This window comes from Natrinema soli (assembly GCF_028618695.1).
This window is the reverse complement of record NZ_JAQIVI010000296.1, coordinates 1-22,698: the sequence shown is the minus strand read 5'-3', so window position 1 is coordinate 22,698 and position 22,698 is coordinate 1. Positions and strand designations below refer to the sequence as shown.

Below are 22,698 nucleotides of genomic sequence, written 5' to 3'. Positions count from 1 at the left end.
CCGACTGCCAGCCAGCCGAGCACGGCGACGAGGCCGATGCCGCCGATGGCCAGTGCCAACACGCTCTTGGCGGGGTTCGCGAGCGCGACACGTGCGAAAATCAGGATGCCGAACACGACGGCGCCGAGGAAGATCCACTCGGCCGGGAGCGAACCGCCCTCGCCGCCGCTTGGCTGTTCGCCGACCGCCTCCTCGAGTAGCTGTTCGTCTTCCTCGTCCAGTTCGGCGGGCTCGATGCCCTCGTCGTCGACGACCGAGACGGCGGTCGGAAGCGCCGGTGCGGCGACCGCCACGACCAGGACGCCGACGATCCCGAGACAGAGCACCCACACGAACTTCTCGGTCACGGGAGAGACATGGTAACATGGATAGATATATGATTCGTTGCCCTACGTCACGTGCCGGTTCTCGAGCAAGGGTGACGGTGCCAGTCGTCGGCTCGAGGCCGAGGCTGGTGTCGTTCCACACTCTCTCGAGGGCGAACACGGCGGCTGTGGAGTGCTGGTCCGTCGATTCGGTCGCACTACGGCTGAGTGCGGCCAAACCGACGATCACCGGTTCGGCTGCAGTATCTTTCGACTACTCGGACAGTAATTTATCGATAGAGGCTAGAAAACTATTACACGACGGGGTCCGACGTCGGTCGCATGAATCCGTCACGTCGACTGTTTCTGGCGGCGGCCGGGGGAGCCGCGCTCTCGACGACGGTCGCGCCGACGGCGCGATCGGACGCGCTGGGTCGACCGCGAGGCTACGAAAATGCAGCGTACGGCGCCAATTGTTTAGTGCCGTGGCCTCAAACCCCGTCGAACGGCTGATGGGCGAAGTTAGCAAGCGCTGTAAGAATCAGCGGATGCGCTGGACAGCAGAGGGGTTGAAGGCGTTGCTCCAGCTTCGACTCGTGAAGTACGCTGATTCATCGCACTACCAGTCGTTCCTCGACGAACTGCTCCAGCGATCGACCAAAACAGCAATGATCTGTGACATCTCAATTGAGAGCACCGGAGGCAAACTCTAGACCGCTTTGCGACGCGACCAATGAGTGACGACGTCGAGAACCTTACCGAGATCGAAGCCAAGGAACGCCTCGAGCAAGAGCGGGCGGAACTCGAGGAAATAGAATCGGAAATGTGAGAGTTACTGATTGAAGGTACTGCTAGATTGAACCCTCCTGCTTGAGCGCCTCAACCGGAGGCTGATTATCGAGTGCTTGGTGACTCCGATGATGGTTGTAGTAGGTGGTGTAGGCAGTCAGCCAGCGCTCGGCGCTGGCCTGACTGCCGTTCCACGTTTCGTGAAATCGTTCGATTCGCATCATATAGGTCTGAAAGGCACTGTCTAGTTGAGTCAGTTTGAGAAGTGAGCAGGTCGTTGAGTTTCTTGTCCAAAGATGCTCGCAGACCTGCTCAGTGAGAGCAATGCGGCGGATTTAGAAGAATCTTGGGAGAATGAGCGGACGGCGACGCCCGTTAGGGCGTTCGCCGTCCGCCTCCACAAAACAGGTTGTTCTCTTCGAGAGACAACAACGATTTTAGCTGAATTAGGCGTTGAACGCTCACATGGAGCGGTCTGGAATTGGGTACATCGGCTGGCTGACAGCGGACGCGACCCGCCGACGGCGAAGCCGTCAAGGGTCGCGGTTGACAAGACCGCTGTCAAAATCAACGGCGAGTGGTCTTGTCTATATGCTGCAACAGGCACCGAGACGAAGTTGATTCTCGATGTCGCGTTGTTTGGTCGGCATGGCACCGATCCGGCAGCTGCGTTTCTGCATCGACTCGACGAGAAATACGATCTCTCCAACACCGTATTTCTCGTCGATCAGTTCGGGTATCGGACTGCCCTTGCTCGATTAGGATTAAGCGGTCGGACCAACTATACCGAGCGAAACCTGATCGAAAAGTGGTTTCACACCCTCAAAATGCGGATCGACCGCTTCCATAATTCATGGGTGGGCAGTCGGTCAAGCGCACGCGAATGGTTTGAACAATTCATGCACTACTACAACCGCCAGAGACCGCATCAAGCTCTCGACGGAAAGACACCGATCGAGGAGGTACAGAACTAGACAGTACCGAACGCTCAATACAGGCTAACGGCTTATCGAATATGATTACTGTCTTGTAGGTGCCAGCGATATTAGGGAGGGCTGGTCTTTATAGGTAGTAAATACGTGGTTTTGGCTGACTGATGACTGATCCAAAGGAGTCCATCAATATTGAAAACGTAGTGGCATCAACCAGTATTGGACAGGAACTTGAACTTGAAAGCGTTGCCATGGATCTCGAGGGGGCCGACTATGACCCTGAACAGTTCCCTGGTCTCGTCTATCGCACCCAGAATCCCAAGTCCGCCGCATTGATCTTCCGGTCAGGAAAAATCGTCTGCACTGGCGCAAATAGTACTGACGCAGTCCACGAGAGTCTGCATATCGTTTTTGAAAAGCTCCGTGACCTTCGGATTCAGGTTGAGGAGAATCCAGAAATCATCGTCCAAAACATCGTCAGCAGCGCCGATCTCGGCCGCACCCTCAACCTAAACGCGATTGCGATTGGCCTTGGACTCGAGAATATCGAGTATGAACCAGAACAATTCCCCGGACTAGTGTATCGCCTTGACCAGCCGGAGGTCGTTGCACTCCTCTTTGGCTCTGGAAAGTTAGTCGTCACTGGCGGGAAAAAGGTTGATGATGCTAACCAAGCTATTGATGTGATCACCACCCGTCTTGAGGAACTCGGCCTGCTCGAGTAACAGATCAGTTGGAACAGACAAGAATATTTCTAATAGGGTGTTGCTGTGGCGCTGTACACGTTGATGGCTACTCTCAAGTTGCAGGGGCCACCGTGCTGGTCAAGAGTATAACCCACGAGACGATGTGAATCAAATACGAGTAACGCCAAAGAGAACTGTGGGCATGGTTCCAGAGTTCGACAAGTCGTACTATGGCTCAAGCTTCCTAAACCCAGAAGCCGCCGGGATCAGAGAGGATCGTCGTGAAGATGATCATGGGCGTGCCGCCGGTCTGATTAAGGAACGTCTGACGCACTATGAATTCGTTTTATTGCCTCTCTTTCTGCCTGCAGTGGTACGTTCGCCGCTGTAGTTACTAGAGAAGCAAGCTAAGATCAGGGCGAAGGAAACAGACTAGCGTGGTCAGTATAAATTACTACTGATTAGGTAGCGGGGAGCGTGAACGAGAAGGTCGATCCTTCGTCCGGTTCAGATTCGACCCACATCTCACCATTATGCCGCTCAACGATTCGCTGGCAGAGCGCCAACCCGAGGCCCGTTCCATCGTACTCGTCACGACTATGTAATCGGTCGAAGATATCGAAGATCCGGTCTTGATTCTCTGGGTCGATACCGATCCCATTATCGTGGACCGAGATCACCCACTTCTGTTTTCGGCGTTTTGCATCAATGTGGATGTGGGGAGCCGAATCACCGCTGTAGGTGATGGCGTTTTCCAGTAAGTTCTGGAAGAGTTGGCGGAGTTGGTTGCTATCGCCCTCCACACAGGGAAGGTCTTCAACTGCAATCTTCGCGTCGGTGCCCTCGATCTGTAAGTGGAGGTCCTCGAGCACGTCGTTGAGGACGGTCCCTAACTCGACCGGCTCGAATGGATCGCCGCGGGTTTCGACCCGCGAGTACGCAAGTAACCCACTAATCATCTCGCGCATTCGATCAGCCCCGTTAACGGCGAACTCAAGGTACTCTTCGCCATCCTCGTCAAGAGCATCACTGTACCGACGTTCGATCAATTGGAGGTAGCTCGATACCATTCGGAGCGGTTCCTGTAAATCGTGGGAGGCAGCATAGGCGAACTGCTCTAAGCGCTTGTTTGATTCCTTGAGCGCCTGTTCACGCTGGCTTCGTTCAATCTCGTAGCTGACCCACTGGCCGATTAACTCGAGGAACGTCCGCTCGGTCTCCGTAAATTCACGGTCGCGGGGATCAGTGCTCCCGATCCACAGCGTCCCGTACGGCGTCGAACCGTTCATTACCTTCGTTCCGAGATAGCACGTCAGGCCGTGTTCTTGGTGGATCTGGTCGTCTTCCCACTCGGTGCCGCGGACGTCTGCCATCCCGACCGGCTCGTCGCTCTCAATCGCTTGTCGGCAGTAACAGCCCTCGCCGGGATCAGTCCAGAACTCGTCCGATTCGTCGGCCGCGTCATCGCCGTATCCGACGGTATATTCGCTGAGGAATTTGTCCTCCCACGACGGAAGATGAGTCAGCCCAGCCGCATCGAGACCCATCCATTCCCGCCCAAGATCGAGGAGTTGTTCGAGTTTCGCATCGAAGTCAAGGTTAGGGTCGGCCGTGATCTGATAGCTCTCTCGCAGGAACGCCTCGCGCTGCTGGTGCTCAAGTTCGTATCTTACCCATTGACCCAGCAACCGCTGGAAGGTGTGCTCATCGTCTGAGAACCCATGGTCGCGGGGCTCCTCGGAGACGAAGAAGAACGTCCGGTTAGCGTCGCCCTCGACCTCAATAGAGGTGCCGAGGTATGCCTCAATACCGAACTCGCGATGGATACGGAGATCGTCATATCCAGCTTCAACAGGATTGGCCACGCTCACAACACCACTGGAGTCAACAGCCCCAGAGCAATACGTTTCCGACAGCGAGAGTTCAAGTCCGGGTTTAAGGTGTTCATGGTCGGTGCTGACGTACTCTATTTCGAGTCGATCCTCACCAGAATCAACCTCAGCCATTACTCCGAGTTCGAGGCCGAATTGCTCGCATCCCAGTTCGAACAACGCCTGCAACTTCTCGTCGAAATCAAGCGTGGGATCGGACGTGATCCGGTAGCTCTCGCGGAGATACGCCTCGCGACGCTGCTGTTCGAGTTCGTACTCAACCCACTGACCCATTAGGTCGAGATACGTCCGGTCGGCATCGGTGTACGGTTCCTCACGCGGTGTCTCGGAGGCAAAACACAGCGTCCCGTACTCCTCACCGCCAACGTGGACGGTCGTCGCAAAGTACGCGTCCAGTCCGAACCGCTTGTAGGCAGGGTCGGTGGTCCAACCTGCTTCGGCCGCATCAGTCACGGCGATCCGGCCGGGTGCTGCGAGCAACTTCTCACAGTATGTGTCACCGAGCGAGTCTGTCACCCCAGCAGCGATTTGCTCGTGATCACCGACCGCTTCAACGATCTCGAACATCTCGTCACCAGTTGTCTGGGTGAAATATCCGATATCAAGATTGAATCGCTCGGTACCAAGTTTGAGTAGGCGACGGATCTTCGCCTCGAACGACCGGTCGGAGTCGGCCGTCGCGTCGTAGAGGTCTTCTAAGAATCGTTCACGCTGCTGGAGTTCGGTCTTCGCTGTCGTTCGCTCGTGAAGCGTCTGGAGCATGCGCTCGTTCTCGCGGACGGGCGCATCGTCGCCGAAAAGCTCCTCAGGTGGCGTATAATAGAAGTTGTGACATGCTGCGCCGTCGTAGATAAGATGGGGGTGTGTTTTGATGACATTTTGGATGACCTCCGGCGCGAACAGTTCGCGGTCATACTGGCAGATTGCGAGGACATCTTCCCGGTCGAAGAGGTCATTGATTTGCGATTCGTACTCCATCAACTGCTCAACCGTCGTCTCGTCGTCCTTGATCCACGACATCTCAGCGACAAGACGGAGCGCCTCGAAGTCCTCAGTTGCCTCTGCGGTGGCATCGGCATAGAACTGGATCATCTCGTGGGAATCGAACGATCCATCTCGGAGATAGGTCTCATCGACAGTGTAGAACGTCAGTGCCCCCGAGTCGAGCGCCGCATCGATGTCAATTCCAGCAGTGCGAAGTGCCGTCCGAACATCGGATTCAGTGCTTTGGTCAACGACATATGCGATCTGTTCGCCGCGCTCGAGGCCGTGGCGGACGAATGGCACGGCGGCCTCGAACTTCTCCTCACGGCTCTCGTAGATGTGCGCGAAGTGGTCGTTACAGTCGTGTCCGTCGAGGTCTTCCACTGGACCGCTAAACTCTGGACTCGACTGGAAGGCTTCGAGTCCAGTCGCGAGCGTCACTGGTTCACGATCCACCTCATTTGAGGACAGGTTCTTACTCATGGATCATCTTCCGTTTGGACTGAGTCACCCGTTCAGTCGTTGCTATTGCACTCACTACTGGATCGAGATGGGCAAGAGGGAAAAAGTCGTCGTGGATTGTTCCACTAGGCCGTGGTGAATCGCCAGACGTAGCGTAATTTCACTGTTTCACTGCCTGCTTATGTTGTGAACCGCATACATCAGGACGAGTTCACGAAATTCACCGTAACTCGAAGCTTGTAACCAGGATGGTTCTTCAGCCGGTCGAGAAAGTGATCCGGGAAGTCACCGACGTCTTCAAGCTTGTTGATGATTCGCTCCGCAGTCTCTGTTTCGAACTGCGTCAGTGTTTCGACCAGGCTTCCTGCGCGCCGGGCGTCAGAATCGGCTCCGTGGTGTCGTGCAGAACCTCACGGACGAACTCCGACGGTTCGTGTACTCAGTTCGTCGGCCAGTTCATCGACCCCCTCGAGAGGCCGCTTTGGCACCTTAACGTTGGGCTTCACCATATCCCTGTCACCATCGTTCGCGTCCATACTCATACCTCGTGGTACTCAGATGGCACACAGAGAACTATCGCTTACTCTTCACTGACGCGAATCTGAGAGCAACACCGAAAACACAGCTCTATCTTTCTGTGAGGAGAGAATCCCGCCGTTTACGGCGGGAGTGAATCCGACAACCCCGACGCCGACTACTGTCAATAGCAGGCCGGATATTCCACGTTACCCTCACCATTAAGTAGGTTTGTCTACATAGGCTATGTACGGCGATTGAGGTCACACGCGCCTACGTTGGTTCCATCCAGAACCACCGGTAGGTTTGCGATGGCCTCGACTCGCTTGGTGGCTCCGCCTCAAAAATCTGGAACGTCGCACGCTGGACAGCCGACCGCATCTGGAACGCAACAGGCGAGATTCCAGACGAGGGTGTGCTGAAAGCGTACATGAAGAACCAAGCGTACTGGAAAGACCTGAATGCCCAATCCAGTCAGAAAGTCATCGAAGAACTTTCCGACGCTTTCCAGTCGTGGTTCGACCTGCGACACAAGGACGACGAGGCGAACCCGCCCGGCTACCGCAAACATGGCGGCGAACTACTATCAACGGTCACGCTCAAAGCAGACGGGTTCAAGCACGACCCAGAGAATAACCGCGTCCGACTCAGCAAAGGCTTGAATCTCAAAGAATCGTGGTCGGACTTCCTGCTCTGCGAGTACCAGACCCGCCCGGATGTTGACCTTTCGGAAGTCAATAGGGTGCAGAACGTTCGCGCCGTCTGGAACGGCGACGAGTGGGAACTGCACTTCGTCTGCAACGTCGAACTCGAAACGAACAATTCCGCAGGCAACAGCGTTGCAGGCATCGTCCTTGGTATCACGAACATCGCCACGGTTGCCTTCCCCGACGAATACGTCCTATATCCCGGTAATTCGCTCAAACAAGACAAACACTACTATACCCAAGCAGAGTACGACACGGAAGGCGAGAACGGGCCGTCAGAGAAGTCGATGTAGGCACGACAAAAACTCGCTGCCCGTGAGACACACTTCTACCCCGTTCTCACGGACACCATCATCACCGAATGTGTCGAACGTGGTGTTGGCACGCTCGCGGTGAGTTGGCCGGAAGACGTGCGTGAATCCGATTGGGGTAAGACGGGGAACAAGAAGTTACACTTGTGGGCGTTCGACCGCATCTACCAATATCTCGCGTACAAAGGCGAGATACGTGGCATTGAGATACTGAAAGAAAACGAGTGGAACACCTCGAAGATGTGTTCGGCGTGTGGTGACGATACGAAGGCGAACCGTGTCGACCGTGGCCTATACGTCTGTTCGGCATGTGGGCTGGTCGGGAACGCAGATTGTAACGGGGCAGAGAACATGCGTCAGAAGATAACTCCGAGTCCTCACGGCAGGATAGGAGTAACGGCTGTGTGGCACAGTCATCGACACACCTGTTCGACCGCGAGAGCGGGACGTTTCGCACGAGAGAGCAGGTCGTGTCGTAGACCGGCAAATTCCTAACGTTGCGGTGCGGGAAGCCGCGCCGTTTACGGCGCGGAGGTGGCCACAAAACCATATTCGATACGTCCCATCAGACAGATTTAGACGGATTTCAGCCGTGTATCTCCTCCAACTTACTAGTACGTGCTGATGTAGCCATCAGGGAACCTACATGCCCGGACGGGTGACCGTCCGACGCTTCCTGGGCATGTGGTACGTGGGTTCAGCGCCGATCCAGGGCGGCCCGTGAACGACGTCACCCAGCGTCATTGGGGGTCGGTCCCTCCTAAACCGGTTGCTAGCTGCGTATGTTCTGGAGTGAGTGCGGCCTCGGTAGGACATCGACGAGTTTATAGCCGGGTTTCGTGTTAGTAGAAAAATAACAGCGTGACCGTACTATGGGAGATAGGAACCTGATTTCTCGTATACGGAGGCAGCGATGAGCGGGGGTGACCGACTGGTAGGTGCAATTACCGATCACAGTCGGTGGGTTATCGTCGCGCTCCTCGTCGTGTCGGTGGTTGTCGGCGCCGGGGCGGCGAACGTCGAGCAATCGTCCTCGCTGGAGCAGTTCCAGAGTGATACCAAAGAGGCCCAGAAACTCGACTACATCGAATCGAACTTCACGACCGGAGACACAAATACCACATCTGTCCAGGTCATCGTCCGCGACGGGAACGTCCTCCGTCAGGAGGCCCTCGTCAGCCAACTTCGATTCCAGCAGGAACTCCGCGCCAACGAGACGATCAATGACACGCTGGCAGCGGAGTCACCAACGACTGGCATCGCGAACGTCATCACAACGACGGCGATTCGCCAGGAGCAGGGCCAAGACCTCCAGCAGCGTAGCCAGGCCCTTGAGACACGGCAGCAAGAACTCAACCGGACTGCGGCGCGGCTGACCAGTGCATTGAACGAGACCCGCGAGTTACAACGCCAGTACGATCAACTCAACCGGTCCCACGCCCGTGGGGAGATCAATAACGAAACCTACGCCCAGCGCACCGAGCAGATCGAACAGCAACTCACCTCGGTTCGCACCGAGGCTACAACGAACCTCTCCGCCAACCAGTCCGCCCAGTTCACACAGCTTACCAGGCAAGCGCGGACGCTTCAACACCAACTCGACCAGCTGAATGCGTCCTACCAGGCGGGCGAGATCAACCAGAGTACCTACGAACGACGGGCGGGCGAGATCCAGCAGCAGTTTCAGCAGGTCTATCGTGACGTCCAAAGCATACTCGCTCCCGAGTACCAAGAGTTGCAAGAGGATACCGAGGCGCTCCAAGCCGACCGGACAGCGTTAGAAAACGCCACTGCGTCGGGGGAGATGCCCTCGCTTTCGGCTCAAATCGAGCAACTGGAGTCGATGAACCAGTCGGAGATCAACTCCGTCATCACGACCGTATTGAGCGACGGGCAAAACGGCGGCGGCAACGGTGCGTTCGTGTTCATGCCGACCAGCTACGAACCCGGTAGCACGAGCGCGGAAGCGACGATGCTGGTCGTCAGCCAGACCGCCGAACAACAGGCAATCGAAGGGATGGCAACTGAACGGATTGAGACGTCACAACTCGCCATCCAAGAAAAAGCGAACGACCGCTTCGGTGAGCAGGCGGCATTAGTGTTTGGGAGCGGGATCATCTCTGATGAGATCAATCGGTCGATGACGGACAGTCTCGCCATCGTCGGCCCGCTCGCACTCCTATTCGTCCTTCTAGTACTCATCATCGCGTACCGTGACCCCATCGACATCTTGCTCGGCCTCCTCGGCATCGGGATCGTGCTGGGCTGGACGTTCGGCTTCATGGGCTGGCTGGACATCGCGTTCAATCAGATTATGATCGCCGTTCCGGTGTTACTCATCGGGCTCTCGATCGACTATGCCATCCACGTCTTCATGCGCCACCGCGAGGAACGTGAACGGCACGATGAGACCGCCAACGGGGGTGCACGGGTTCGGGGCTCGATGAAAACCGCACTCGCAAGTGTCGGTGTCGCGCTCACCTGGGTGACTGCGACTACCGTCATCGGCTTCCTCTCGAATCTGACGAGTTCGATCCCGCCGATCCAGGACTTCGGTGTCGTGAGCGCGTTCGGCATCGTCGCGGCCCTCCTCGTCTTCGGGGCGTTGATCCCGGCACTCAAGGTCGAAATCGATAGCCTCCTCGAGGCACGAGGCGTCGACAGGGAAAAGCGTGCATTCGGGGCTAGTGGTGGCCGAGTCAGCGACCTGCTCACCGGTGGGACGACCCTCGCCCGAAGGGCACCGTTTGCGGTCATCGCGATTGCGTTGCTCGTGAGTGCTGGCGGCGCCTACGGTGCAACCCAGGTCGATACGAGCTTCGCGCAGGAGGACTTCCTCGCCGAGGAGCCGCCGGGGTGGATGGAGGATCTTCCGGAGCCGTTCAAGCCGGGCGAGTACACAGCGAAGTCCTCGTTGAACTACGTCAACGACAAGTTCCTCAGACAGGATTCGCAGGCGCAAATCCTCGTCGAAGGCCAGGTAACCGACCCCGACACCCTCGAACGGATGGACCGGGCCCAAGACAGGGCAGCCGAGAGTAACATCAGGGTCGTCCTGTCAAACGGCGAAGCAGACGTTCGCAGTCCGCTCACAGTCATGCGTGCGGTTGCCGCCGAAAACGAATCGTTCAACGCTACGTTCATTGATTCTGATATGAACGGTGACGGCGTGCCTGACCGGAATCTGGAGCGGGTCTACGACGCGCTCTACGAGACTGCTCCCGACCAGGCGGCGTCGGTCATCTATCGCACCGACGACGGTGAGTACCAGGCCCTTCGCATGACCGTCTCCCTCCAAGGTGGGGCGAGTAGTGATGCAGTGGCCGACCAGATGCGGGATGTGGCCGCGATCGTCGACGGAAGCGGTCTGGACGCGACGGCGACGGGCCAGCCGATCGTCTTCAAACTCGTCCAGGATCAGCTGCTAGATACCGTCATTCAGAGTCTCCTCATCACGCTCGTCGCGGTGTTTGCGTTCCTGATGCTCATGTACCGGATCACTGATGGAAGTGCCACGCTCGGGTTCGTGACGTTGCTCCCGGTGGTGCTCTCCGTGATGTGGATTCTCGGGACGATGTACCTCGCGGACATCCCGTTTAACGTGCTGACCGGGATGATCACGAGTCTCACGGTCGGGCTGGGCGTTGCCTACAGCATCCACATCAGCGAGCGGTACGCGCACGAACTGGAGCGCCACGCTTCCGTCTGGGAAGCGATGCGAACGACCGTCACCGGGACAGGCGGCGCACTCCTTGGGAGTGCCGCCACGACGGTCGGCGGATTCGGTGTCCTCGTGTTCGCGATCCTCCCCCCACTCCAGCAGTTCGGCCTCATCACCGGCCTCACAATCATCTACGCGTTCCTCGCGAGCGTGCTCGTTCTCCCCAGCCTGCTGGTCGTCTGGACGCGGTATCTGGGGCCAGACGGCGTGTTCACGGACGAGACGACTTCCAGCGAAGATGCGATTCCTGCCAGCGACGGCGGTGAGTACGATGGATGAACAGAACGCCATCGAGGCACTCCACAATCTCGGGCTCTCAAAATACGAGGCTGAGGTGTTCATCGCACTTCAAAAACTCACCGTTAGCACTGCCCGAGACATCGCCCGAATCACGGACGTGCCACGCTCACAGGTCTACGGCACGGCCGAAATGCTCGAAGAGCGAGGCCTACTCGAGGTCCAACAGTCCGACCCGATCCAGTACCGGGCCGTCGACCTCGACGAAGCACGAGCGCGACTGCGTCGTGAATTCGAACAGGAGCAAACACAAGCGTTCGAGTTTCTCGAAACCGTCCAAGGGACGTTCAGCGAACATACCGAGCAGCAGGAAGCCATCTGGACGATTCACGGCCACGAAACCATCACCGACCGGGTGACACAGATCGTCCGCGACGCCGACGAGTACGTCATCCACGGATTCGGGAGTGCTGTCCGCGACGAAACCGTCACCGACGCGCTCGTGGCCCAAGCGACGAGCGGCGTCGACGTAACGGTTGTGAGTTCGGATCAGGAGGTCGTCGATGCATTTCAGGACACTGCCGTTCGCGCCGAGCGATTACCTGATGACCTCACGCGCGAGGACTGGAACGATGTTCGCATCCTCGTCGCTGACGGGGACACGGTGCTGTTGAGCGTCCTCGGCGACGAAGAGCTCCCTGGGATTCAGGAGGAGACGGCGTTCTGGAGCTCGGAAACCGGCTTCGCCACCGTCCTCGTCCAGCTCATCGACGGCTGGTTCGGAACTCGTCTGGAGCTGTAGGACTACTATGTACTTCCCCAGTGACTATTTCGGTCGACAGCGAAACAGAAGGACATGACCCACACGATAGACCGCCTTGAAATTCCGAACTCGGTATTTGAGTTCGAGGGTGAAAATAACGCATATCTGGTGCGGACAGACAGTGTTACCATCCTCATCGATACCGGCGTCGACACGCAATCTCCTCCTGAAAACGGTTGGCCGTGTTGGTGTCGCCGTGGCCGATATCGGGGCGATATCCCTCACGCACTGGCATCCGGATCACGCCGGGCTAGCCGGCTATGTTCAAGAATTAAGCGGCGCATCTGTCTACGTTCACGAGCGCGACGCCGCCCTCGTCCGTGGCGACGCCGACGCAATTGAACACCTCGCGGATCGATACGTGTCCTTGTTCGACGAGTGGAGCGTACCCGAGGAGAAACAACACGAAGTCGCCAATCTCTGGGGGTGGGATCGCGGAGTGTCCGCTCAGGAGGCCGCGTTCGCCGCCCATGGCGCGGGCACTGCGCCGATGATCGAGACGTTCACCGATGACGAGACGTCACCTAGCACCGCCATTATTCTGGACATCTGCGCTCTCGAAAACATCGACCCAATGAACTTCCCTGCTGAGAAGGACTGGCGCTTACACGACCATATTGATGCAGGAGCGCTGGATTCGCTTCTCCAGTCCGAGACCGCCGAACCCGTCACAGTGCAGTTTGATATCAATAATTACCATGTAAATACGAGAAATAGTAATAAAATGACTATAGTAAACAACATCTATGGAGAGGAAAATAAACAAACAATTCAACGAGGGACGGTTCAGGATACGGTAGAGCATAGTATTTTTGCAGTGGTTCTAGACTGCACCCGTGTTTTACGGTATTGGACAGCAAACCACCCCCTAATGAATTCGCTCGAAGTTGACCCACTTAATACACGGGTTCTTGAGCGCAACTATGATTACGCGCAGAAGAATGTACGACTTCTCGCAATGTGGTACGAGTGCGAGATAGAGCAGATGCTTGAACTGCTGGCAGAACACGACATAGCCCTATCACGGAACGACAAATTACATTTTGGAGAGAGTTATTAAATGATACGGTATAGCTTACATAGATAGGACAGATAACTGCTGTATCTTTTACTCAGTAGAACATAGAAAACCACTTACCTACTATATTATTTAAGGAATCGGAGATAGTTCGAAAATAGTGTACTGGCAGTTATTAGCGTGGATGTTGTCTATCGAGGGAAGGATGGCAACAATTGCCGAATTCCGCGTTCCCACCAGTGATACTGCACTTGGGGCCACATTCGAGGAGGTTCCCTCACTTGTCTGTGAGATGGAGCCAGTGGTTGCAACGGATAATCTTGGGGTTTGGTTTAGTGGATCAGGCTTATCAAAAATATATCCTGCACTCAGCGAGGACAGGACTGTCATGACGTACTCTATCATCAGAAGTAACGAAAATCGGTGGCTATGTAGTATTGAATTCTCGGATGAGATTTCCGAACTCTTCTCCCTTGTTCTTGACGAAGGAGGGACATTGCTCACGGCGACGGCAACCAATGGGGAATGGACAAGTCGTCTACGGTTTCCTGCACACGAGAATGTCAGTCGTGCTTATGAGCGGTTGGCCGAGCGCGATATTCAGGTTGAGGTTACGCGGCTCCAGCCACTCTCAACGGTCCCTGCTGAGAGTATCGGACTGACGCCTGAGCAATATGAAGCACTCACTACTGCGATTCAATATGGTTACTTTGAGATACCCCGCGAAATATCGCAGGAGGAACTCGCAGACAAACTTGATATCTCACATCAAGCGCTTTCCGAACGATTTCGTCGTGCCTATCGCACTCTTGTCGCCTCATCGATTGATATTAACAAAGAAAAACTGGCCAATATATGTTGAGTCTATGATGAGATACCCTCGGCGGCTACTGAATAGAATGGGTCTAGCTCAAAAGAGAACGTGGCTACGTTCTCCAGTAGTACCTACCAGATGCGATTGAGTATGGCGGCTGCATCGCTTCTCTCATATCCGTATGCATCTAGTGAACTACTCCGTCCTACTGCGCTTGGGGCTGCTCGCCCCCTCGCTTCGTAGGGGGGTCAGTTCATAGAGATAAGCTGAAATAGAGAGTGTGTTATCGTAGGATAGCTTCATCACACCCAGCTACGCAACAGCCCACAATCCTTAGTTCGTACATCGTCTGGAACAAAGCCATGCACAGATTTCGTCATTCGCAACTACTGTTTAGCCGTGGGCTAGCTTACACGGCGATATTGCGCTCGATGTTCAGTCCCTCCCGGGCCATACGGATGGGCAATTTGGATTCGTCTTGACCGGGGATGGGCGTCGTAATGTGTTCACTGGCGATGCATTATCGCCAGAGTACACGTCGAACGTCGGTGGGGCTGACCCCTGACCCCGTATGACAGACTCGCTTGACCGGCACGTCCAATCGCTCACGCGGATTGCGGAGGCTAATTTTTCGAAAGCCTGGCCGGGCCATCGGGCGTCGATTGACGACCCCACGCGTTCTCGTGGCGTAATCGACCGCCATCGGCGCAGAGCCCGACGGATCCTCGAGCTTCTCGATAGCTCCGATCCGATGACCACGTGGAAGGTGACTGACGCGCTGTTTGGCGAACTCAACCACGCCCATATCTTCATCGGGCCGGGTGAAGCACACGCACATCTCGAATACCTCGAGCGCCACGGGTTCGTCGAACAAACGACCGACGGCTATCGACGCACTGACCGGCCGGCGGCCGCCCTCGAGAGCGTCTTCGACATCACCGGTGAACCGTGACGCGGTCACGTACTCCCAGATAGCTCCAACCGGTTCCGGCGTTCAGAGTTCACGCGCGAGCGCCGCGAGTGCGTTGCCCCCGCCCGTGGTGAGCGGGGTGCCGTGCCCGATACACGCCACGTCGAACGGCGGTGCCTCCTCGGACAGCCGGACGATGCTCTCGCGGACGTCGCTGGTATCGTAACTCATCGCCCAGCCCGACGCGTCGAGTGTGCCGTCGGACTCGGACACAAGGTCGCCCAGCAAGCCGACACCCCGCTCCGCGCTGACGTACGCGACGTGTCCCGGCGTGTGGCCGGGCGTGTGATAGGCAGTGAACGTCCCGATCGTCTCGCCGTCGTCGACGGTCTCGACGTCGAGTGCTGGATGGGTCATGAGGAGACCGGCGAGCCGCTGGAACGCGCCCTTGTGGTTCGTGAGCGGGGGCCGTCGACGGTTCGTCAGGATGTCCGCGTCGAACGCCCCCGCATAGACTGTGGCATCCAATTCAGGGATGAGCGATGCGAGGGTCCCGACGTGGTCGAGATCGTAGTGCGTCAGCAACACGCGACCGATCTCACTGACCTCCACTCCGATTTCATCGAGATCCTCACGGAGCGTATCCTCGTCCCACGGTGTCCCGGCATCGACCAGTGTCGGGACGTCGTCGTCGACGAGATAGGCGTTGACGCCACGTAACTCAAACTGCCACACACTCTCGGTCAGTGCTGTCACCATACCAGATTGTACGGCTCGCACGGTTTTGAACACTGGTGTACTGTCACCGTCGATCTCAGTAGCGCACCATGGGCGACTCCCGTGTCACTCACGCCCGCCGGCGTAGCGATAGGACACCCTGACGAGCGAGACCACCACGTCGAGTTCGTCGGCGTCTCGGGGACCATACACCATCACGACCGTCTCAGGGACGACACCCCGCTTGGCCATCGGATGGGGTTCGGCCCAGCCCTGCTGACGCGCCACCGCTGCCACGGCTGGCGGGAGCGCCACGTGGAGGCTGCCGTCGTCCGGCGGATGGAAGTGGCAGAACTCCTGCCCGATGAGGAAGGCGTCCGGGGCCCCGGCTCGATGTGGTCGTCGAGGACGAGCGCGCGAGCACCGGGGACCGAGATGCGGCTCGGCCGTTCGCTCGCGTCCGGGAGCGCGAACATTCGGTCGGCGAGGGCGTCGTACCACTGCCGATCGGGATTCTGTGTCCGTTGCGAGTGGGGGTTCGTCTCCGTCGTCACCGGTGGCTGCCCCGACCGCGGTGGGAGTGAGACGTCAGTCATCAACAGGCCTCCACGCTCCCGCCGAGTCCCTGAATCCACCCACCGTTACTTCCACGCATTAATCCGTGTGTTCGTTTGGTCATAGTACGTTGTGGGATGGTAGAGCACGGCACGGTTCAAAAGTGTCACACTCGCTTCCCGATGGTCACGATGGCCAGTACGCTGTCTGGACAGTCTATTTAGGTCGACTCGACCAAATAAGCGGCATGGCAAGGGACGAGCGGACGGAACTGGCCGCACGCGAGATCGATCGCTGGGACGACGGCTTCGGCTGGATCGCTGATCCGGACGAAACGATGCAGCGAGCGAGCCATGCCATCGTCGATGACGGAGGCGTCTGGGTAATCGATCCCGTCGACACACCCGACCTCGACGATCGACTCGACGAGGTGGGCGAGGTCGCGGGCGTCGTCGTCCTGCTCGACCGCCACAAGCGCGACGCAACCACCGTCGCAACGCGTCACGACGTGCCGGTGTATCTGCCCCGTCAGCTCCGCGCGATCCGCGACGCGTTCGACGCACCCGTCCAGACGTTCGACGTGGAACTCGCGACGACCAGCTACCGGACCATCCCGATAGTGACCAACCGGTTCTGGCGCGAAGTGGCGCTGTATCACGAGTCGGACCGAACGCTCATCGTCCCAGAAGCAGTCGGAACCGGGTCGCACTTCCGTGCCCCAGGCGAACGACTCGGTGTCCACCCCGTCTTGCGCCCGCTCCCACCACGGACCGCACTCGGCGGTCTCGAACCGGCCGCATCCTCGTCGGACACGGCGAGGGCGTGTTCGACGACGCCACGGAGGCACTACGAGAGGCCCTCGACGGTGCCCGATCGCGCATGTTCCGAGTATATGCGAACCTCGTCCGGGAGGTCACAGGGATTTGAAACCGACTCCCACGTCGTTTTGGAGTCCTCGATCGCCCGCGTAATAGATTTGTCCGCCAGGATATCATATACGAGGGCAACAATGATATGACGTGCGCCGCTGGGTTAACGTATGCCAGGAGGCGCTGACCAGACACTGCGGCCGTTCCTGTGGCGTGCGGAGAACCTCTACCCCGACACGGAGATCGTCTCCCGTACACACGAGGGAATCGAACGCTACACCTACGAGGAGTACAGCGACAGGACGGCCCAATTGGCCCACGCCCTGACCGACGCGGGCATGGGCGAAGGCGACCGCATCGCGACGTTCTGCTGGAACCACCACCGCCACTTCGAGACCTACTTCGGTATCCCGACGCTCGGCGCGCAACTCCACACGATCAACCCCCTCCTTCCCGACGAACACATCCAGTTCATCGTCGAGAACGCCGCCGACAAGGCTATCTTCGTCGACCCGTCGCTGGCCGAGAAGCTGGCGGGAGCCTTCGACGCCGATTCGTTCGACAGCGTCGAGCAGTTCGTCGTCATGGGCGATACCGTCCCGGATCTGCCCTTCGACGCCGTGGACTACGAGTCGTTCATCGGGGGCCACGACACCGAGTACGACTGGCCGGTCGTCGACCAGGACCAGCCCGCCGGGATGTGTTACACCTCCGGGACGACGGGTAAGCCCAAGGGCGTCGAATACACCCAGCAGATGCTCTGGAGCCACACAATGGCGACCATTGGTGTTCGGTTAAGCACTGGATCGCCTCATGAAGGCTTCAGCCACTCGTTCGCTGAGTAAGAGGCGTGATTTCTCTGGTTGACGGGCGTCACGAAACATCAACTCCGACAGGTTCGGCGGCGGATATCCGAACGATTGGCCCAGATCTTCGAGGATGAGCTGGGCGAGAGACCGAAAGGTCTTCGCCCAGCGTTCGCGGGGAAATACCGTCTCAGGGAACAGCTCCTGAAACACGCCGAGCAAGGCTCTGCTGACCACAAGCGTCAGCAGAGCCGCCACAACCAGCAGTTCTACGATTGCCGGATCGCTTGTCTGGAACTTCTCCAGCCCGTACAGCGATTTCAACTCCCGGAACAGCAACTCCACCTCCCACCGCAACCCGTACAGCGCCGCAACCTGTCTGGGAGTGAACTCATCGGGCAGGTTCGTCACATACAGATGATAGTCGTCGGTGTCCTCGTTGCGGACACCGACGACGCGAAACTCTATCGTGTCGGTCGACTGCTTCCCAGCGTACGGCCGTCGCTTGAACGTGATCTCCACAGTCACGTCCACGATCTCTCGTGTGAGATTGTCCAGAACGTCCTGGAGGCGACGTCCTGGCAAGGAAATGGCGCGCCCGCGCCATTTCCGTCGCTTCCCGACGATCAACGGGTTCGCGTTCGATTTCAGCCGTGTCAGAAAGAATCCACCGTTTTCCTCGATCAACGCGAAGCGGCGAAAACTGTAGAATCCGAGATCGAACAGCAACAACCGGCCTCGCAGCCAGCTCCCCGTGCGGAGCTGGCTGCTCTCGTGGGTGCATTCGTCGGTAAGCTGGAACTGTTCGAGGCTTTGAGTTGTGGCGTTATGGACGAGGTGAAGCTTCGCGCCGGACTGGTCCGAGTGAGTCGCCGGAAACTCGCTGAGGAGCCGATGCAACCTGAACACGGTTGCATCGGCAATCAACACCTCACGAAACAACTCGAACTGTGGAGCGATTGTATGGGGAACCGCGACCTCCTCGAGAGCGTGCTCGAGGAGGTCGCTCAACAGGGCCTCAAGTGCTGGTGTGAACCGGTCGTAGAAACTGGAGCGAGCAACAGTCTGGTTGGTGGCCGCGGAGTAGGCCCGCTGAAACCCGGCGATAGTGCGGGCTTCGCCGTCGACGGCGAAGCCCATGATAAGCGTCCAGACGAGCATCGTGATGTCGATTGTCCGGTGGCGTTGGACGACATCGCGCTCGCGCGCGATGTCTTCGATAAGCGCTGCTGGAAAGAGGGAAGTCAGCCGCCGTCGAATGAGGTCTGGGGAGAGTTTCGTTAGCACAACCTCTCCCCACGCGGTCTACAACGATAACTTCGTCAACAGAGCGCAGTCTCTCGGTTTCTCGGCTTAACCGAACACGGATGCAATGGCGACCATGACCCCCCAGGGACTGGGCATCGAGGACGACGACGTGGTGATGCCCGTCGTCCCGATGTTCCACGTCAACGCCTGGGGGATGCCGTTCTCGACCACCGCTGCGGGCGCGAAACACGTCTACCCCGGCCCGTCGCCCGAACCCGAAGACCTCGCCCAGTTGATCGAGGAGGAGGGCGTCACAATCACGGCCGGCGTCCCGACGGTGTGGCTCGGCCTGCAGGAGTACATGCAGGCCGGTAACGACGTGGACCTCTCGCAACTCGACACCGTCATCATCGGCGGCTCGGCCGCGCCGAGGGCTATGATCGAGTGGTTCGACGAACACGGCGTCTCCGTCACCCACGCCTGGGGCATGACCGAGATGAGTCCCATCGGTTCGGTCGCCCACCTCAAGTCCGGGCTGGCCGAGGAACTCACCTACGAGGAACAGATCGACCGCCGGGCCAAGCAGGGTCTGATCGTCCCCGGCCTGGAGTTCAAGGTCGTCGACGACGAGGGCAACGAGGTCCCCTGGAACGGCGAGGACTTCGGCGAACTGTACGTCCGCGGCCCCTGGGTCACCCAGGAGTACTTCGAGCGCCCCGAGGCCAACGAACAGGACTTCGAGGGCAACTGGCTCAAGACCGGCGACGTGGTGACCGTCGACGAGGACGGCTACATCAAGATCGTCGACCGCGCGAAGGACGTCATCAAGTCCGGCGGGGAGTGGATCTCCTCGGTCGAACTCGAGAACGCCATCATGGCCCATGACGACGTGGCCGAAGCCGCCGTCGTGGGCGTCCCCCACGAGCGCTGGCAGGAGCGGCCTGTTGCCTTCATCGTCCCGACGGAAGGGACCGACCCCGACGCGCTGGCCGACGAACTCCAGGAGATGATTGCCGAGGACTACCCCAAGTGGTGGCTCCCCGACGACTTCATCCAGATCGACAAAGTGCCAAAGACCGCGACCGGCAAGTTCTCGAAGAAGGACCTCCGCGAGGAGTACGCCGACGAGGATCTAGTCGAAGGGCAGGTGCCCGAAGAGGCCGCACCCGACAAGGAGTAGTCCACCACCGTCACAAACCACCGCTTTCCTTCCGCGTACCGGCCACGGTGTTAGCCAGTTCGAGCCAAGAACATTCTCGACTATCACACGAGACCGAAGAGAAATGCGAGTGCCGTCAGGACAAGCACGGCACTAAACAGTTTCTCATAGCCGGCCACAGTCGTCTCCTCCGGCAGATACCGATAGAACCGCGGGGCGACGATGGCCCCGAGGGCCGTTCCAGAGCCGAAGAGCACGACGAGCCGCCAGTCAATACCCTGAAGTTCCGCATACCAGAAGACGCCGCTGACCGCGTTGCCGAGGATGACGAACACGCTGGTGCCGACGACCACCTGTGCGGAGAGGCCCAGCAGGGACAATCCCGGAAGAAGCACCGGCGTCCCGCTAATTCCGAACACTGCCGTCGCAATTCCGGCAACGACACCGACCGCAATTGCCACCACAGCACGCACTCGCCTGTCTCCCTCCTGTTCCATGCGCAAGCCGTCCCCGCGGAGGACGGAAACCCCGGCGACAACGAGGAGGAACAGGCCGAACGCCCGTTCGAGCGTGGCGTTCGCGAACAACCCCGCGAGTTGCGTCCCGAGATACGTCTCGCCAATCGTTCCGCACACCACGACCGAACCGATACGCCAGGCGACGTTCCCATCCCGGAAGTGCCCGATACTGCCGAACAGTGTCGTCGGGATGATGGTGGCGATACTCGTCGGGACGGCCACCTTGTACGGGACGCCGAATCCGACGATCAATACCGGCAGATACACCGCCCACCCCCACCGCCAAACAGTGTGACCAACACCCCGATAATGAATCCTACAACCGGTAACGCGAGAAGCCCGACGTCCATACAGTCTGCTTCCGCTGGTGGCCGCCTAGTAGTTCCGGTTTTGCTGGTTCGGCTCGATGGTCAAGAAGTTCATCTGGCTCGCCAGTCAACTCATAGTAATGGCACCCAGTCCTGGAACCGTGCAGCGATGCCGGATCAGTCCGGTCGCACAGCCGTTGTCACGGGAGCGAACAGCGGCCTCGGGTTCGAGGCGACGAAAGCCCTCGCTCAGAAGGGCACACACGTCGTGATGGCGTCTCGAAGCCTCGATCGCGCGCGATCGGCCCGCAACGAAATCCGTGATACCGTCGATGGCGCCTTCCTGGAGGTGATGAAACTCGACCTGGCGGATCTCAGCTCCGTCCGGTCGTTCGCCGAGCGGTTCCTCGCCGAGCAGTCCGCACTCCACGTACTCTGTAACAACGCCGGCGTCATGGCGATTCCGCGGCGCGAAACCGCCGACGGGTTCGAGATACAGTTCGGCGTCAACCATCTCGGGCACTTCGCCCTCACGGGGGAGCTGCTCGACGAACTCAAGCAAACGCCGGGCGAAACGCGCGTCGTCACCCAAAGCAGCGGCGTCCACGAGCGCGGCGACATTGACTTCGATGATCTTCAGTCTGAAACAGCCTACGACAAATGGGATGCCTACGCGCAGACCAAGCTCGCCAACCTGATGTTCGCATACGAACTCGACAGACGACTCCGGACGGCGAACGAGAGCGTCACGAGCGTCGGCTGTCACCCCGGCTACGCCGCGACGAACCTCCAGCGACGGGGGCCGGAGATGGAAGGATCAACGCTTCGCCTGTGGGCGATGCGGATCGCAAACGCCCTCGTTGCCCAGTCCTCCGCGGAGGGGGCGCTCCCGATGCTATATGCGGCGACGGCGCCCGACGTGGACGGGGGCGACTACATCGGCCCCGGCGGATTCATGGGTATGCGCGGTGCGCCAAAGAAACAACGCTTGAGCGACCGCTCGTACAACGCCGACCGCGCCCGGCGCCTCTGGGAGGTCTCCGAAGCGCTCACCGACGTCTCCTTCGATCTGCCCGCCCCCGAGTGACGCGTGGTGTCTCGCGAGCGACAGCAGTCGATCGCATGGGATCGTTATCAGTCTGCTTTTGTGACAAACAGGGCCGGTCAACGACCCTGCGCACGGTGGCGCGGGGCTTGTCAGTGAACTCGGCCCCTACCGACCGTGATTAGTTGGACGGAACGTAATATAGACTATCTGTCGCTCCTCCCCCGCGGGCCACACGGGACGCTACCGGGGCGGCGCGTCCGGGACACCGCGAACCGTAGGCGATATGGACGCGGTGCCCGACCGGCCGCTGATGACCGACGCGGCCGACGTCGTTGTGCTGAAGCCGATGGCGCTCGGCAGGAT

Annotated in this window: 16 protein-coding genes and 9 pseudogenes; 16 read left to right on the top strand and 9 right to left on the bottom strand. The window is 58.5% G+C overall.

Features of this window, described 5'->3' with window-relative positions:
* A pseudogene (locus tag PGX04_RS17690) lies at window positions 1-347 on the bottom strand (DUF4129 domain-containing protein); the annotation flags it as partial.
* Window positions 348-647: 300 nt separating this feature from the next.
* On the opposite strand from PGX04_RS17690, the gene PGX04_RS17685 reads away from it, so the two are divergent.
* Window positions 648-818 (top strand): hypothetical protein, encoded by a 171-nt coding sequence (locus PGX04_RS17685; RefSeq protein ID WP_273739722.1) that lies wholly within the window; start codon window positions 648-650, stop codon window positions 816-818.
* Window positions 797-1,018, top strand: a pseudogene (locus PGX04_RS17680) (ISH6 family transposase); the annotation flags it as partial. The gene PGX04_RS17685 and the pseudogene PGX04_RS17680, both read left to right, overlap by 22 nt.
* Window positions 1,019-1,156: 138 nt before the next feature.
* On the opposite strand, the pseudogene PGX04_RS17675 reads toward PGX04_RS17680, so the two are convergent.
* Window positions 1,157-1,342 (bottom strand): annotated as a pseudogene (locus tag PGX04_RS17675) (integrase core domain-containing protein); the annotation flags it as partial.
* 48 nt (window positions 1,343-1,390) lie between these two features.
* On the opposite strand from PGX04_RS17675, the gene PGX04_RS17670 reads away from it, so the two are divergent.
* From PGX04_RS17670 to PGX04_RS17660, 3 genes are all read left to right on the top strand, one after another.
* Window positions 1,391-2,068 carry an IS6 family transposase gene (locus PGX04_RS17670; protein WP_273739718.1) on the top strand — a complete coding sequence of 226 codons (678 nt, stop codon included), beginning with the start codon at window positions 1,391-1,393 and terminating at the stop codon, window positions 2,066-2,068.
* 122 nt (window positions 2,069-2,190) lie between these two features.
* Window positions 2,191-2,751, top strand: coding sequence for a TATA-box-binding protein (locus PGX04_RS17665; RefSeq protein ID WP_273739717.1), 561 nt, complete (start codon window positions 2,191-2,193; stop codon window positions 2,749-2,751).
* Between the two features lie 163 nt (window positions 2,752-2,914).
* Window positions 2,915-3,103 carry a hypothetical protein gene (locus PGX04_RS17660; RefSeq protein ID WP_273739716.1) on the top strand — a complete coding sequence of 63 codons (189 nt, stop codon included), beginning with the start codon at window positions 2,915-2,917 and terminating at the stop codon, window positions 3,101-3,103.
* Window positions 3,104-3,173: 70 nt separating this feature from the next.
* Here PGX04_RS17660 and PGX04_RS17655 read toward each other — a convergent pair whose 3' ends face one another.
* The 3 genes and pseudogenes from PGX04_RS17655 to PGX04_RS17650 all read right to left on the bottom strand — a co-directional run bounded on the left by PGX04_RS17655 (window position 3,174) and on the right by PGX04_RS17650 (window position 6,586).
* Window positions 3,174-6,071, bottom strand: a complete 2,898-nt coding sequence (locus tag PGX04_RS17655) for an MEDS domain-containing protein (protein ID WP_273739715.1) — start codon at window positions 6,069-6,071, stop codon at window positions 3,174-3,176.
* Between the two features lie 147 nt (window positions 6,072-6,218).
* Window positions 6,219-6,409, bottom strand: a pseudogene (locus tag PGX04_RS34700) (type II toxin-antitoxin system RelE family toxin).
* A 51-nt stretch (window positions 6,410-6,460) separates the two neighbouring features.
* Window positions 6,461-6,586, bottom strand: a complete 126-nt coding sequence (locus PGX04_RS17650) for a hypothetical protein (RefSeq protein ID WP_273739714.1) — start codon at window positions 6,584-6,586, stop codon at window positions 6,461-6,463.
* 236 nt (window positions 6,587-6,822) lie between these two features.
* Between PGX04_RS17650 and PGX04_RS17645 the strand changes: the two are divergent.
* The 7 genes and pseudogenes from PGX04_RS17645 (at window position 6,823) to PGX04_RS17615 (ending at window position 15,149) form a co-directional block, all read left to right on the top strand.
* Window positions 6,823-8,063, top strand: a pseudogene (locus PGX04_RS17645) (RNA-guided endonuclease InsQ/TnpB family protein).
* A gap of 434 nt (window positions 8,064-8,497) precedes the next feature.
* Window positions 8,498-11,584, top strand: coding sequence for an efflux RND transporter permease subunit (locus PGX04_RS17640; protein WP_273739713.1), 3,087 nt, complete (start codon window positions 8,498-8,500; stop codon window positions 11,582-11,584).
* Window positions 11,544-12,344: a TrmB family transcriptional regulator gene (locus tag PGX04_RS17635; protein ID WP_273739712.1), complete on the top strand. Its 801-nt coding sequence runs from the start codon at window positions 11,544-11,546 to the stop codon at window positions 12,342-12,344. The genes PGX04_RS17640 and PGX04_RS17635 overlap by 41 nt, the downstream gene beginning before the upstream one ends.
* A 109-nt stretch (window positions 12,345-12,453) precedes the next feature.
* Window positions 12,454-13,086: pseudogene (locus tag PGX04_RS17630) on the top strand (HalOD1 output domain-containing protein); the annotation flags it as partial.
* 150 nt (window positions 13,087-13,236) lie between these two features.
* The gene (locus PGX04_RS17625) at window positions 13,237-13,425 is read left to right on the top strand and encodes a hypothetical protein (protein WP_273739721.1); all 189 of its coding nucleotides are present in this window, start codon (window positions 13,237-13,239) and stop codon (window positions 13,423-13,425) included.
* Window positions 13,426-13,588: 163 nt separating this feature from the next.
* On the top strand, window positions 13,589-14,245 hold the full coding sequence (locus PGX04_RS17620; RefSeq protein WP_273739711.1) for a helix-turn-helix domain-containing protein: 657 nt from the start codon (window positions 13,589-13,591) through the stop codon (window positions 14,243-14,245).
* 703 nt (window positions 14,246-14,948) lie between these two features.
* Window positions 14,949-15,149, top strand: coding sequence for a hypothetical protein (locus tag PGX04_RS17615; protein WP_273739710.1), 201 nt, complete (start codon window positions 14,949-14,951; stop codon window positions 15,147-15,149).
* Window positions 15,150-15,191: 42 nt separating this feature from the next.
* Here the strand turns inward: PGX04_RS17615 and PGX04_RS17610 are convergent, their stop codons facing one another.
* A complete protein-coding gene (locus tag PGX04_RS17610) occupies window positions 15,192-15,866 on the bottom strand; it encodes an MBL fold metallo-hydrolase (protein ID WP_273739709.1) in 675 nt (224 codons plus the stop codon).
* An 84-nt stretch (window positions 15,867-15,950) separates the two neighbouring features.
* Window positions 15,951-16,325: a luciferase domain-containing protein gene (locus PGX04_RS17605; protein WP_273739708.1), complete on the bottom strand. Its 375-nt coding sequence runs from the start codon at window positions 16,323-16,325 to the stop codon at window positions 15,951-15,953.
* Window positions 16,326-16,626: 301 nt separating this feature from the next.
* Between PGX04_RS17605 and PGX04_RS17600 the strand changes: the two are divergent.
* Together PGX04_RS17600 and PGX04_RS17595 are read left to right on the top strand one after the other, a co-directional pair.
* A pseudogene (locus PGX04_RS17600) lies at window positions 16,627-17,306 on the top strand (hypothetical protein).
* Window positions 17,307-17,418: 112 nt separating this feature from the next.
* Window positions 17,419-18,033 (top strand): annotated as a pseudogene (locus PGX04_RS17595) (AMP-binding protein); the annotation flags it as partial.
* 9 nt (window positions 18,034-18,042) lie between these two features.
* Here the strand turns inward: PGX04_RS17595 and PGX04_RS17590 are convergent.
* Window positions 18,043-19,341 carry an IS4 family transposase gene (locus tag PGX04_RS17590; RefSeq protein WP_273739707.1) on the bottom strand — a complete coding sequence of 433 codons (1,299 nt, stop codon included), beginning with the start codon at window positions 19,339-19,341 and terminating at the stop codon, window positions 18,043-18,045.
* An 85-nt stretch (window positions 19,342-19,426) separates the two neighbouring features.
* Between PGX04_RS17590 and PGX04_RS17585 the strand changes: the two are divergent.
* Window positions 19,427-20,482: pseudogene (locus PGX04_RS17585) on the top strand (AMP-binding protein); the annotation flags it as partial.
* Window positions 20,483-20,565: 83 nt separating this feature from the next.
* Here the strand turns inward: PGX04_RS17585 and PGX04_RS17580 are convergent.
* Window positions 20,566-21,246 carry a sulfite exporter TauE/SafE family protein gene (locus PGX04_RS17580; protein WP_273739706.1) on the bottom strand — a complete coding sequence of 227 codons (681 nt, stop codon included), beginning with the start codon at window positions 21,244-21,246 and terminating at the stop codon, window positions 20,566-20,568.
* Window positions 21,247-21,402: 156 nt separating this feature from the next.
* On the opposite strand from PGX04_RS17580, the gene PGX04_RS17575 reads away from it, so the two are divergent.
* Complete coding sequence (locus PGX04_RS17575) at window positions 21,403-22,374, top strand: oxidoreductase (protein WP_273739720.1); 972 nt, start codon at window positions 21,403-21,405, stop codon at window positions 22,372-22,374.
* Window positions 22,375-22,698 lie beyond the last annotated feature (324 nt).